At 63.9% G+C, this 13,220-nt stretch carries 12 protein-coding genes; 2 read left to right on the top strand and 10 right to left on the bottom strand.

Annotated elements, in window-relative coordinates:
* The first annotated feature begins 6 nt into the window (after positions 1 to 6).
* A complete protein-coding gene (locus tag BCA01S_RS04515) occupies positions 7 to 1,713 on the top strand; it encodes a tannase/feruloyl esterase family alpha/beta hydrolase (protein WP_027775892.1) in 1,707 nt (568 codons plus the stop codon).
* 176 nt (positions 1,714 to 1,889) lie between these two features.
* Here the strand turns inward: BCA01S_RS04515 and BCA01S_RS34455 are convergent, their stop codons facing one another.
* Positions 1,890 to 3,083 carry a hypothetical protein gene (locus BCA01S_RS34455; protein ID WP_027775891.1) on the bottom strand — a complete coding sequence of 398 codons (1,194 nt, stop codon included), beginning with the start codon at positions 3,081 to 3,083 and terminating at the stop codon, positions 1,890 to 1,892.
* Between the two features lie 442 nt (positions 3,084 to 3,525).
* On the opposite strand from BCA01S_RS34455, the gene BCA01S_RS04505 reads away from it, so the two are divergent.
* Complete coding sequence (locus BCA01S_RS04505; protein WP_027775890.1) at positions 3,526 to 4,704, top strand: GGDEF domain-containing protein; 1,179 nt, start codon at positions 3,526 to 3,528, stop codon at positions 4,702 to 4,704.
* A gap of 62 nt (positions 4,705 to 4,766) precedes the next feature.
* Here the strand turns inward: BCA01S_RS04505 and BCA01S_RS04500 are convergent, their stop codons facing one another.
* From BCA01S_RS04500 to BCA01S_RS04460, 9 genes are all read right to left on the bottom strand, one after another.
* A complete protein-coding gene (locus BCA01S_RS04500; protein WP_027775889.1) occupies positions 4,767 to 5,522 on the bottom strand; it encodes an SDR family oxidoreductase in 756 nt (251 codons plus the stop codon).
* Positions 5,523 to 5,679: 157 nt separating this feature from the next.
* Positions 5,680 to 6,690, bottom strand: a complete 1,011-nt coding sequence (locus BCA01S_RS04495) for a LysR family transcriptional regulator (protein WP_027775888.1) — start codon at positions 6,688 to 6,690, stop codon at positions 5,680 to 5,682.
* 104 nt (positions 6,691 to 6,794) lie between these two features.
* A complete protein-coding gene (locus BCA01S_RS04490) occupies positions 6,795 to 7,676 on the bottom strand; it encodes an RNA polymerase sigma-70 factor (RefSeq protein WP_027775887.1) in 882 nt (293 codons plus the stop codon).
* Positions 7,677 to 7,867: 191 nt separating this feature from the next.
* Positions 7,868 to 8,221, bottom strand: coding sequence for a RidA family protein (locus BCA01S_RS04485; RefSeq protein WP_027775886.1), 354 nt, complete (start codon positions 8,219 to 8,221; stop codon positions 7,868 to 7,870).
* Between the two features lie 78 nt (positions 8,222 to 8,299).
* Positions 8,300 to 9,487, bottom strand: coding sequence for an NAD(P)/FAD-dependent oxidoreductase (locus tag BCA01S_RS04480; RefSeq protein ID WP_027775885.1), 1,188 nt, complete (start codon positions 9,485 to 9,487; stop codon positions 8,300 to 8,302).
* Positions 9,480 to 10,886, bottom strand: a complete 1,407-nt coding sequence (locus BCA01S_RS04475; RefSeq protein WP_027775884.1) for an NAD(P)/FAD-dependent oxidoreductase — start codon at positions 10,884 to 10,886, stop codon at positions 9,480 to 9,482. The genes BCA01S_RS04480 and BCA01S_RS04475 overlap by 8 nt, the downstream gene beginning before the upstream one ends.
* Positions 10,876 to 11,259, bottom strand: coding sequence for a (2Fe-2S)-binding protein (locus BCA01S_RS04470; protein WP_027775883.1), 384 nt, complete (start codon positions 11,257 to 11,259; stop codon positions 10,876 to 10,878). Before BCA01S_RS04470 ends, BCA01S_RS04475 begins: the two co-directional genes overlap by 11 nt.
* 7 nt (positions 11,260 to 11,266) lie before the next feature.
* Positions 11,267 to 12,418: an NAD(P)/FAD-dependent oxidoreductase gene (locus BCA01S_RS04465; protein ID WP_027775882.1), complete on the bottom strand. Its 1,152-nt coding sequence runs from the start codon at positions 12,416 to 12,418 to the stop codon at positions 11,267 to 11,269.
* Positions 12,415 to 13,212: an ABC transporter permease gene (locus tag BCA01S_RS04460; RefSeq protein ID WP_020066286.1), complete on the bottom strand. Its 798-nt coding sequence runs from the start codon at positions 13,210 to 13,212 to the stop codon at positions 12,415 to 12,417. The genes BCA01S_RS04465 and BCA01S_RS04460 overlap by 4 nt, the downstream gene beginning before the upstream one ends.
* Positions 13,213 to 13,220 lie beyond the last annotated feature (8 nt).

The raw sequence follows: 13,220 nt of genomic DNA, 5'->3' as shown, positions 1-13,220 counted from the left end.
GATTGAATGAGAAAGTCTGTGATTGCGGTATCCGTGTGCGCGACGCTTGGAGCATGCGGCGGCTCTTCCGATAACACATTGACGTTGCCGCACCTGAGCGCGGCCACACCGGCAACGCTCGTTGGAAGCTGCGCGACGCTGGCGAGCAAGTTGTCCTTCGCCAACACTACGTTCAATTCCGTGCAGGACGTACCGGCCGGAACGCTGACAGTGGCGGGCAAGCCCATTGCCGAGCATTGTGTCGTTCAAGGGCAGATGAATCAGCGCGTCAGCGCTGTCGACGGAAAACCCTACGCAATCGGCTTCGAGATGCGTCTGCCCGTTGCATGGAACGGAAGGTTTTTCTATCAGGCCAACGGCGGGCTCGACGGCAACGTGGTGACGGCAACCGGCGAGATCGGCGGAGGCGGGCCGCTCAACGATGCGCTGAACATGGGGTTTGCCGTGATCAGTTCCGACGCGGGACACTCGTCGTCGCAGAATCCGCTATTTGGTCTCGACCCGCAGGCGCGTATCGACTACGGCTATAACGCGGTAGCGACGCTCACGCCGATGGCCAAGCAGGTGATTCGCACCGCCTACGGCAAGGCGCCGGATCGCAGTTATTTCGACGGTTGCTCGAACGGCGGCCGCCACGCGATGGTGGCGGCGGCGAGATCGTCGGCCGAATACGACGGGATCATTGCGGGCGATCCGGGCTTTCATTTGCCGAAGGCGGCCATCGGCGAAATGTGGGGCGCGCAGCAATTCGCGAAGGTTGCGACTGCGACAACCGCGAATGGCCTGCCCGACATCAAGACCGGCTTTACTGCCGCTGAACGCCAACTGGTGGCGTCGCGGATCATTGCAAAGTGCGATGCACTGGATGGCGTCGCCGACGGCATGGTGCAGGACATTAAGGCATGCCAGGCGAATTTCAACCTGTCCGCTGACTTGCCGACCTGCTCGGGCAACGTGCGTGACGGAACGTGCCTGACTACCGCGCAAAAAGACGCGATCGGCAACGTATTCTCGGGCGCACGCAACAGCGCCGGCACCGCGTTGTACGCGAGCTTTCCCTACGATGCCGGCGTGAGCGGCGCGGGCTGGGCGGCATGGAAGCAGAGCAACTCCATCACGCTCGATCCCGCCGCCGCTGCATTTACATTCACGACGCCGCCGCAAAGCGCTTCGCTGCTGAGCCAGTTGTCATCGTATGCATTGAACTTCAGCATGGACACCGATGCACCGAAGATCTTTGCGACGAGCGGCGCGTACACGGAATCGTCGTGGTCGTTCATGACGCCGCCCGACGAGGCCAATCTCAGCGGGCTCAGGCAACGCGGCGCGAAGCTGATGGTGTATCACGGCACGAGCGACCCGGTGTTTTCGTCGAACGATACGACCGACTGGTATCAACGCGTGATGGCGGCCAATGGCGGCGATGCGAGCAGCTTCGCGCGGCTCTTCACGGTCGCGGGAATGAACCATTGCTCGGGCGGCCCCGCAGCCGATCAGTTCGACATGCTGACGCCAATGATCGCGTGGGTGGAGCAGGGCAAGGCCCCGGATAGCGTCATCGCGACCGCTCGCGATGCGAGCAATGCGATCCCGAATAGCGAAGTGCCTGCGCAGTGGGGCGCGGGCCGCACACGGCCGCTGTGTCCGTATCCGAAAGTCGCGCGTTATAAGGGCGGCGATGTGAATTCAGCAGCGAGCTTTTCGTGTAGTTGATGCATGCTTGAGCCGCGGTTTGCCTGACGCATGTCAGTGACATGCCGCGGTTTCACGGCCCGTCGCAGGTGGCGACAGTAATGATGTTTGCGGTCCTGCGGCGTTGGCTGGACGCGTTGAGCGTCACCGCCGTCGCCGCTATTGTCCGCATATCGCGCATGCCGCGAACTGTCCAGTTATTGCGACTCGTACCACGAGTATGTCGCAAGCGAGCTGATTGGCGGCGTGCCGATCTGCAATGTGACGTCGCGCAATGAGGTCAACTCGATATTGCGCAGATCGCCCATGTAACGGCGCGAATCCCCGTTGTCGTTGATATACGCCACTACGTTTCCGCTGATGCCCGCGACGTTCGTGCTGGAGAGCGGCTGACCCCAGATGTCGAAGAACTGACCCAGCGTGAATGTCTTGAGGGTCGGCGTTTCGATATGAATGATGCCGGTCTGGTCGTGCGTGTGCATTTCATAGTTGCACTGCGACAGTATGCCCACGTTCGCCGGCATAGCGAGCCATTGGCCGTCCTTGATGATCGCGAGATGCGCATGCACGTGGTACAGCTCGCTCATCCCGGCGGCACAGATCAAACCGTCGACCGTGGCGCCGTTCCCGCCGGTCGCCGTATTGCCTGCCGGCCAGTACTGGCTTCCCACCACGCCCAGATAGGCGAGGGTGATCGGATTCGGGTCGAAGGGCGGCGGATCGGTCCATGTGTAGGTGGGAATCTGGGTCAACGGCGTGCCGGTCATGATGGTGACTTCGCCATGCGGCGGAAGCACGAGACTGGCAGGATCGCCCTTGTATTGCGAAAGCGCGCCGCCGTCGTTCACATAGATCGTAACGGGTGATCCGCTCAGGCCCGCGACGTTCGACGCACCGAGCGTTTCGCCCCATATCGCAAAGAACTGGCCGAGTGTGTACGAAGCGCCGGTGGTCGTATCCATGCGAATTTTGCCGCTCGCGTCGACGGTGTGCAGCGGATACGCGCAACCTGTTTGCGCCGTCATGGTCGGCCCGACCGTGCCGATGTTGGCGGGCACCGTGAGCAGGCGGCCGTTCTGATAGATCGACAGATGCGTGTAGGTATAGGCATTGCTGCGCAACCCGCAGTTCAGCCCGCCGACAGGCTGGCCGAGTCCGCCCGACGATGTGGAGCCCGTGGGCCAGTTGGCATCGCCAAGCGTCGTGCCGTCGATCACAGGAGTAGCGGCGGCCAGCGTCGGTGTGGTCGCGCTCGTGCCCGATGCGCCGGATGCCGGTGCAGCGGCGCCCGTGTTGGAGGCACCTCCACCTCCACCGCCTCCGCCGCCGCAACCCGCGACGATCAGCAAAACACCAATGGCGACAAACCGTGAGCCCAGCCGTTCCAACATCGCGTACTCCATGCGGTGGTTAAAGATGAATATGTAGAAGCAGATGTAGCGCAGACTTCGCGGATTCGCTTCGCTGCGTAGACCGACTGCAAAGAAAATGTGGCAATGAAGCCGGCGCATGCGCGCGGGCCCGCACGAAATCGGCAGGTTCAGGGTAGCAGATGCGGTTCAAAAACGAACCCGATGAATCACAACGTTTTGCGACTATTTCTGTCGCATTTAGGGGTGTCGGGCGAGGCATCGATGCGATTCAATTGAAATGCACTTATGGTTCAGCGGCACTTCGTTGAGTGCTTTTTAGGCGCAGTGGTTAATGGCGCATTGAGGTATCGGCAAGCTCGCAGAAAAGAGTGCATGCCTCCATTAGCGGAGCACTTCGTTCCGATACAAGTAGAATGCCGCAGTCGCCGCATCCTGCCGGCGTGGAACTGTCCGGTCAGCGATGCATGTCGATCTCCTCACCCTTTACCTGCTTTTAATCGGAACGCTATTCGCCAGTTCCGGAATGACGCTTTGGGAACACCAAAGCCATCCGCGGCGAAGCCGGGAGTTGCGAGTACTGGCAGCGGGATATGCGACGCTCGCAACCGGTTGCGCGGCAGCCGTGTTTCGTCACAATCTGCCCGGGCCGTGGGGCTCCGCGCTGAGCAATCTGGTCATTCTGACGGGCTACCTGCTGGTCCTGCACGGTGTCGCGTTGCTAAGCGAGCGTCGATACCCGGCCGGTTCGCTCGCGTTGCTCCTTCTCATGGCACTGACATGGGCAGTGGGCGGTGCGCGCTGGGAGAGCACCGTTTGGGCGTACGTGAGCGCGGTCGCAATCGCGGCGGCGAGCGGCATGACGTCCCGCGAGTTCCTTCGAAGCGACGACTTCAAAGCCTTCCAGTCACGGCGTATCGCGGTGGCGGTGACGGCTATCCACGCGCTTTTCTATGCCTTTCGGGCTCTCGTTCTACCCTGGCTCGTGACGCGGTACGGAATGGGCCTGCTGCCCACCATCGGCGCAATCACGATGTACGAGGGCGTCCTGTATTCGGTCATTCTGCCGATGACCGTGCTGAAGATGATCCGCGAGGAAACGCATGGCCAACTCCTGCAGGAATCGCAAACTGACTACCTGACCAGTCTCGGGAATCGCAGATGGTTCTTCGAGGAAGGGATGCGTGTGCTCGGTGAGGGTTGTGAAAGCGGTCCCGTGTCGCTGCTTGCGCTCGACCTCGACCACTTCAAGAAGCTCAACGATCGCTACGGTCACAAGACCGGCGATGAAGTGCTCAAATCATTCGCGAAAGTCGCGCGCAGCGTGGTGGGACGCGAGGCGGTGCTTGCCAGAATCGGCGGAGAAGAGTTCGCTGTGCTGTTGCCGCGCCATGACGAACGCCGCGCGCACGACGTGGGCGAGGCTATCGTCAGGCGTTTTGCACAGACTGTGTCGCACAGGGTGGACGGCGTTGATATCCAGGCTACGGTGAGCATCGGCCTCGCGCATTCCGGCGACGCGGTGCAGTCGCTTGCCGAACTGCTGGCCGCAGCCGACGAGGCGCTCTACCGCGCCAAATCGTTGGGTGGCAACCGGCTCGAATCGGCACAGAATGCCGCGCGCCTGAGAGTGGTTAGATAGCGATCTTTCCCCAACGGCAACCTGCGTTTCATCGAGCAGGAGGTCCTTCCACCGACGCCCGGTCAGCCTGCCGCCTTTGATCGGCTGAGCCATTCTTCCAGCCCGATACGGCCGAGGCGCGCTTCACCCAATGGCACCAGCGAAAGCTCCTCGACGCGACCGCCGAAGTAGCGCGCCTCCGGATCGCGCACCACTTCGCGCGGATCTCCGATCGCCTTCAGGTAGCTCGCGATGATTTCGTCGAATGGGGCTCGTTGCGGACCCGCGATCTCGACAATGCCGTTGCGCGGCGCAGCAAGCGCGACATCGGCAACAAAGGCCGCGACGTCGTCGGATGCAATGGGCTGGAAGAGTCCGGGCGAAAGCCTGACCGCGTTGCCCTCGGCGCTCGACGCGGCAATGCCGCCCAGAAATTCCAGGAACTGCGTGGAGCGAATGATGGTGTAGGGAATGCCCGAAGCCTCGATCAGCTTTTCCTGTGCGACCTTGGCGCGGAAATAGCCGTTCTCCGGCGTCCTGTCGGTTCCCACGATGGATAGGGCGACATGATGGCCGACGCCGGCAGCGGCCTCTGCTGCGTGAAGGTTGCGACCGGAAGTCTCGAAGAATTGGAGCACTGCGCTGTCTTCGAACGACGGCGAATTGGCCAGGTCGATTACCACTTGCGCGCCCTGGAGCGCTTCCTGAAGGCCTTCTCCTGTGAGCGTGTTGATACCGCTTCTTGGCGACGCAGCAAGCACGTCGTGACCGGCGCCGCGCAGAATCGTGACGGTCTTCGAGCCGATCAGGCCGGTCCCGCCGATAATAACGATCTTCATGATCGAGACCTCTCGTAATTAACGGCAAGACGCCGCATAGCTTCATGGTAGGCGGACGCCGGGCGTGACGCGAGGCCCGTGCAGGCACTCACGGTGTTGTCCTTACTGCACCAATCGCGATCCGGCACCGTGCGCATCCGTCTGAAGAACTCGCGGTTCACTCGACCGTCGATAAAGCCGGCGCCGACGTCACCGTCGTGTCGCATGGCGGATTCATCGCGCGCGTTTGCTCGATCATATAGTCGACGAAAACGCGGATGCGGGCCGGAAGGTGCTGGCGGCTCAGATAGCAGATGTAGTGACCTTCGTCGTCGGGCGCAAACTGCGCGAGGCAACTCAGCAACTGCCGCTCGCGAAGCAGGTCACGCACCTGATAAGCCGGCAATTGTGCGATGCCGAGACCGTCGAGCACCGCCTGCAGGATCAGGTCAGGGTCGTTGTACGTGTGCTGTGCGGCGGGCTGATGCCGCAGGGGGCTGCCGTCCACCTTGAACTGCCAGTCCTTGACGCGGCCAGAGGCGTTGCGCAGGTTGATGCAGCGATGACCCGCAAGCTCGTCGACGTGGCGCGGCAGACCGTGCTGGCGCGCATAGGCGGGCGATGCGCAGACGATCATCTGCATCGCAGTGAGCTGCCGCGCGACGATCCCGCTGTCTTCCATGCGCCCGTCGCGGAACGACACGTCCACGCGGTCGGCGGTGAAGTCGGCCGGGCGATCGTTCAGCAGCAGTTCGAGCGTGATGCCGGGATAGCGCGAGTGAAAGTCTCGCAATAGCGGCGCGACGATCTTGCGGCCGAAGCCCGACGTCGACGCAATGCGCAAATGCCCGCGCGGCGGCCCGCTGCGCAGATCGCGCATGCCGTCGAGCGCCGCCACGATACGCTCGATGCCGGGCTGGCAGCTCTCATAGAAGAGTTCGCCCTCGCGTGTGAGCGATGTGCTGCGGGTCGTGCGCAGGAACAGCCGCACTTCGAGTTGCGCTTCGAGCTTCTGCACATTGCGGCTAACGGAGGAGCGGCCGATGCCGAGGCGATCGCCCGCGCGGGCGAAACTGCCTTCATTGGCGACGGCCAGGAATGAAACGACGCCGGCATAGGTGGTCGCAAAGCTGCTCGCGAACGGGTCCTGGCTGCCGGCTACAGGGCGAGGTGATCGGTAATCTGACATGCGGCGCGACTCGTGAGGTCTAAAACCGGCTAGACGTATCAGTCGCGCCGTTTGTGACATCGTCCGCGGTTTTGCGTGGCCGGCGCCGCGCGCCGCATCTGGATTCAACCGTTCGAACAGGCCGCGGCAAGGCGCGCGAGCTTCTCGGGATTGCGCTGCACGAGGATGCGGACAATGCGCTCATTGTCCGTTTCGACCGCTTGTGCCGATTCGAGCTTGCCTTCGAAAAAGCGCAGCAGCGCCCACTCACCGTTGAGTACCACGAGCCTGATACTGAGTTCGCTGCCATAGCGGCGCGATGACGCGTAGAACAGCTGCGCGATTCTGCGGCCGCCGAGCATCGGCTGGGGCGCGCTCGGCACTTTGCCGCCGCCGTCGCCGATCAGCATGGCGTCTTCGGCGAGTAACGCGTTGATCGCGGGGAAGTCGCCACGCTCGACAGCCTGCGCGAACATCCGCAAAAGACGATGATGCGTCTCCTGCGGCACGGCATTGCGCGCACGCTCATCGCGAAGTTGGCCTTTGGCACGGCTCACGAGCTGCCGGCAGGCCGCCTCGCTCTTGCCGATCGCGCGGGCCACTTCGTCGTAGTCGGCATCGAAAACTTCGCGTAACAGGAAGGCGGCGCGCGCTTCGGGCGTCAGCCGTTCCAGCAGCATCAGGAACGCGACGGAAACGTCGTCGCTGCGTTCGACCGCCTCCTCGGGCGTAGCGGGCGAGCCGGTCATTTGGGGTTCGGGCAACCAGATGCCCTTATAGTGCTCGCGCTGCGTTTTGGCAGCGCGCAAGCGGTCGATGGACACGCGGGTCGTGACCGCGACGAGCCATGCTTCCGCGTTGTCGATTTTTTCGCGGGCGGCCGCATGCCAGCGCAGCCAGACGTCCTGCACGATGTCTTCGGCTTCCGCTACGGAGCCGAGCATCCGATAAGCGATTTTCTGCAAGCGCGGGCGCAGGCCGTTGAAGGCGCTGACGTCGTCGTCCATGGAGGTTTCCTGTTGCGTTGATACAGGCCTCGCTCGAAGAGCGGGCCGGCAACCGAATATTGCCATGGACGATCTGTCTTGCGAGCGACAGTCCTAAACGTCGGGTCGGCTCGACGGTAATCCGGGCAGGATCGGACTCCGGCGCATGAGCGAAACGGCAGTCGCGCTCACGTGCCGCCTCTCGACCAGTCTCAGCCGAGCGCTACCACGGCGATCTCCACCAGCAATTCCGGCGCGGCAAGCTGCGCTTGCACGGTGGCGCGCGTGGGCGCGCAACCTTGCGGAACCCACGCGTCCCACACCTCGTTCATGCCGCCGAAGTCGCGCGCAATATCCGCGAGCCATACCTGGGCAGAAACGAGTCTCGTCTTGTCGATCCCGGCCTTCTCCAGGAAGCCGTCGATCTTCTCCAGCACCTTCGCGGTCTGCACTTTCACGTCCGGCGTGTGATCTGCGGAAGTCTGGCCGCCGATGAATACGAGGCCGGCAGCCTTGACGACGCGGCTCATGCGTTGATTGGTTTCGATGCGAACAATATCGGTCATGACAATGTCTCTGGTTGAGGTCGAACGAAGCCGCCGCGCGCGCTCATGAAACGCGCGACGGAGCAAAAAGGGAACCGCTTATTGCGTGACGAGATGCGCCGCGCTCGCAGACGAAGCCGCAGACGAAGAAGAAGCCGCGCCGCGCTCGAACCGGTCGATTCCGAAGGCATCCAGCGAAATGGACGGCGTGCCGTCGAGCATCAGCTCGGACACGAGCTTGCCGCAACCGGGTCCGAGCTGAAAGCCGCTGCCGCAATAGCCGAACGAGTAGTACAGGTTCGACGCCTTGCGGCTTGCGGAGATGACTGGCAGTTCGTCTTCGGTGAAGGCCTCCACGCCGGCCCACGCACGGTTCACGCCGAGATTGCGCAGATGAGGAAAGAGGTCGGTCACCGTCCGTGCACTGCGCACTAGCCGTGCGAAGTCGACTTCGCCGTGACGGCTCGACAGATCGGCGAGACCGATCAGCTTGCCGCCGATCACCACGGTGCCGTTGTCGAACTGCTTGAACGACAACGGACGGCCGGTTGCACCGAGCGTGGCATGACAGAACGGCGCGACGCGATGCGTGACCATCAGCATCAGACCTTCAGGGTGCACCGGCACGGGCTCGCCCACCTGCTTCGCCAGGTCGCCGGACCACGCGCCCGCGGTGACGAGCAGCTTCTCCGCGCCGAAGGTGCCGCGCGGCGTGAAGGCGAGCCAGCGGGTGCCGCGTTGTTCGATGCGGTGCACGGCCGTGCCTTCCAGAAAACGGGCGCCAAGGCGCTGGGCCGCGAGGCGGAACGCCGTCGTGGTTCGAAAGGGCAGTGCATAGCCGTCGCGCTCGACCCAGATTCCGCCTGTGACGTGCCGCGCGAGCGCCGGTTCGAGTTCGAGCACGGTGTCGCGGTCGATCACTTTCTCGTGTGTGAAACCGTGCGATTCGAGCAGCGCAACGCGCTCGCGGCATGCTTGCAGTTCGTCGTCGGTCTCGGCGATCTTCAACTGGCCTGAAGGCACGAAGCCGCCATCCTCGCCGAGCAGGTCGGTCATGCCATGCCAGATTTCACGCGACATCAGCGCAAGCGGGATTTCGGGCAACGGACGGCCCAGCGTTCGCACGCCGCCTGCGTTGACACCCGACGAATGACGCGCGACGTAATCGGCTTCGAGCACGATCACCTTCGCGCCGCGGCGCGCGAGATGAAGCGCGCTGCTCGTACCGTGCAGCCCGCCGCCGACCACGAGCGCGTCGGCTTCCTGGATGACGGTCGTGTCATTCACCGGCCAGTTCTCCAAGCGTGAGGGGCTTGATCGGCGGACGGATGCGGTAGTAGCCGACTTCGGCGGGCGAGACGCGGCGCGCGTCGGCGATCACCTCCGTCACCGTCAGCCCGCACATGCGCCCCTGACACGGACCCATGCCGCAGCGTCCGAACGACTTGGCCTGATTCGGCCCGACGCAGCCCAACTCGACGAACTTGCGCAATTCGCCCGCAGTGACTTCCTCGCAACGGCACACAATCGTCTCGTCGCGCGGAATGCGGTTGATGTCGCGAGGGCGGTAAAGGCTGTCGAGAAACGGCCGGATACGCATGACGCCCGCGAGGTCGCGGCGGTGCTCGACGGCTTGCGCATCGCGTGCGGTGGCGGTAATCGCGCCGAGTTGCGCGGCTGCCGCGAGGCCGGCGAGTGCGCCCTGCAAGGCCGCCGCCTGCGCGCCGCCAATGCCCGCACCATCGCCGGCGATGAAAATGCCGGGCACGTCCAGCTCGCCCCACGCGTCCACTTTCGGGGCGAAGCAGAGTTGGTCGTTGTCCCAGCGGTGCGACGCGCGCAACGCCTGCGTGAATTGCGTGTTCGGCACCACGCCCTGATGCAGAAGAATCACATCGGCTTCAAGACGATGCGCGCTGCCTTGGGTCGTGAAGTGAAGCGCGGCGGCGCGCTCCACATGATCGGCGCCGACGCGCGCTTCCACGCGCAAGTCGTCGGCCGCCTCGAAAATGGGCACGCCGGCATTGCGCAGCGTTCGGATCAGTTGCAGGCCTTTGCTCAGGAACGGCCACGCGCGCAGCGCCGAAAGCATGTGACGTTTCGCGCGCCAGCGATCCTCGTGGCGTGTGGTATCGACGAGCGCGCGGATCGGAACGCCAGCGCGGACGTATTGCCAGCCGAGCAGGTACAGCAGCGGTCCGCAGCCCGCCAGCACCGGCGGTGCGGCAGGCACTTCGCCCGCGCTCTTCAACAGGATCTGCGCTGCGCCCGCGGTCAGCACACCAGGCAGCGTCCAGCCGGGGATCGGAAACGGGCGCTCGAGTGCGCCGCTCGCGAGAATCACGCGCTGTGCGTCAAAGCTGCCGATCTTGCCGTCTTTCAGATAATTGATGCCCCGCTCGCGCGTGACTTGCCACACAGTTGCGTTGGTCACGTGACGCGCGCCGGAGGCGGCGAATGCATCGGCGATTGCCGCGCCCGCCGCGTAATCGGCTCCGAGAATCTCCTTGCGGCGCGCGTCGGCGCGGCCGATGCCGCGATAGATCTGGCCGCCCACGGCGTCCTGTTCGTCGATCAGCACCGTCTTTAGCCCGGCGCGCGCCGTGCGCGTGGCCGCGCTCATGCCTGCGGGACCGGCGCCGATCACGACGACGTCCACTGCTTCAGAAACAAAATCAGCGGCCATGGGCGTTCTCCAAAGGTACATCTGTCAGGTCCGCAGGCGGCAGATCGCGCGCGCCTTCCTGCGAGCGGATTCGCATGCCCGCCTTGACCTCGACCATGCAGGCCTGGCGGCTCGGCACGCCGTCTATCTCGACGAGGCATTCGAAGCACGCGCCCATCATGCAGAACGGTGCGCGCGGAGCGCCCGAAACCGGCGTCGCGCGAAACCGCGAAACGCCCGCGGCGAGCAGCGCTGCCGCGACGGAGCGGCCATCTGGCACGGTTAGCGGCTGATCGTTGAACCAGATTGCGACGGGGGTGGCGGCCGCACCTTGCGCGCCGTCCAGCGGCTTGAAAAGGGCGTGAGTCGGCATATGAGTCGATTGAGTAGTCATGTCGAATTCAATGTGCGGGAATCAGCTCTCGCGCGTGCTCGAAGCGTCGCGCGGAGAAGGTGGGCAGTTCGCCGGGCATCGGCGCGCCCATGATCCACGGCGCGACGCGCAGCGCATGCGCGGCCGCCAGCGTCACGCCGCTATGGCAAGTGACGACGAACGCGCCGGGATGCGCCTGGGACTGGTCGTAGATCGGAAAGCCGTCGGGACTGTAGACGCGCAACGCGGCCCACATGCGCACAAGCCGCACGTGTTGCAGCATCGGGAATGCACGCACGCCACGCCGGGCGATGTCGGCAAGCACATGCGTAGTCGTGAAATCGTCGAAGCCGACTTCTTCCATCGAATCGCCGAACTGCAGGCTGCCCTCGTCGGTCTGGCGCACGTTGAGCGTCGGATAGTGGAGAAACGGCGCAACACGCTCGCTCACCAGCACCTGGCCGCGATTGGGCGCGACCGGCGCGTCGAGCCCGACGAACGGCGCGAGCGCGCGATTGCCGAGTCCCGCCGCAAGCACGACCTTTGCAGCTCGATAGGTCCCGCGTTTCCCGTGCACGACGAAGCCGTGCGCTTGCGGCTCGATGCGCTGCGCCCGCTCGCTCGACACGAGGCGCACGCCACGAGCCTGCATTGCGGTATGCAGCGCGCGCAACAGCTTGAGCGGGTTCACGTGGCCGTCCATCGGCGTGTAACTCGCGCCGATTACTGCAGGCCCGACTTGCGGAATGCGCGCGCGGACTTCGGCGGCATCGAGCATCTGATACGGGTAATCGCCCAGTTCGGCTTGCAGGGTAGAGAGGCGCTTGTCGCGTTCGGCGAGTTCTTCGTCGTTGAAGCAGAAATGGAAGCCGCCCGGCTGCTTTAGCGCGACGTCTATGCCGCTCTCGTCCCGCAGCGCCAGCGCGAGTTGCGGCCAGCGCGTGGCCGAACTGCGCGACCAGCGTGCATATGGAGACAGGCCATAACCCTTGCCCTGGATCCAGACAAGGCCGAAATTGCCGCGTGACGCGCGAAAGCCGCCGTCGTCCTCGTCCAGCACGGTTACGCGCGCGCCTTCGCGAGCGAGTCCGTAGGCCACGGCCGAACCCACGAGGCCGCCGCCTATGACGACCACGTCCGCGAGCATATCGGGACTCGCGGCGGTGCTTGTCAATGTCATTGCGCTTCTCCGATCAGAATGCGGTCCAGTCCGACCATGCGATCGAGCAGGACCATCAGCAGGACCGTGCCCACGATCAGCACCGCCGACACCGAAGCGACGAGCGGATCGATCGTCTGCGCGATCTGGTTGTACATGGCGACGGGCAGGGTGGTTGTGCCCGGTGTTGCGACGAAGATGGTCATCGTGAGTTCGTCGAAACTCTGGATGAACGAGAGCACCCAACCGCCCGCTACGCCGGTGCGGATCATCGGCAGGACCACGCGGCGAAACGCGGTGAAGCGGCTTGCCCCGCAGGAGAGCGCGGCGCGTTGTGCATCGCGATCGAGCCCGACTGCCGACGACAACGCGAGACGCAGCGCATACGGCAGCACGATGACCACATGCGCGCACACCAGCGACCAGAACGAGCCGGACAGATGCAGCAGCGACAGAAAGCGCAGAAACGCGATGCCGAGCACGACGGCGGGAATCATCATCGGTGAAAGAAAGAAGCTCGTGAGCGCGGCGCGGCCAGGAAAGCGATAGCGCGCGATGGCGAGCGCGGCGGGCACCGCGAGCAGCACGCCGATGGTCGCGGCCGCGAACGCAAGCCGCACCGATAGCCAGAAGGCCGAGACAATGTCGCCGTTCTCGATGATCGCGCGAAACCAGCGCAGCGACGCGCCGTCGAACGGCATCGAGATAAAGCCCTTGTCAGTGAAAGCGACGAGCATCACCACGACGAGGGGCGCAAGAATGAAGCTCAGGAAAAATGCGTTGTAGACGAGCCCGAGAATGCCGTTCTGTTTCATGATCGCTC

It is taken from the genome of Paraburkholderia caledonica NBRC 102488, assembly GCF_000685095.1.
GTDB classification, from domain to species: Bacteria; Pseudomonadota; Gammaproteobacteria; order Burkholderiales; family Burkholderiaceae; genus Paraburkholderia; species Paraburkholderia caledonica.
Note: the sequence above shows the minus strand (reverse complement) of the source record. Positions and strands in the feature narration are given on the sequence as shown.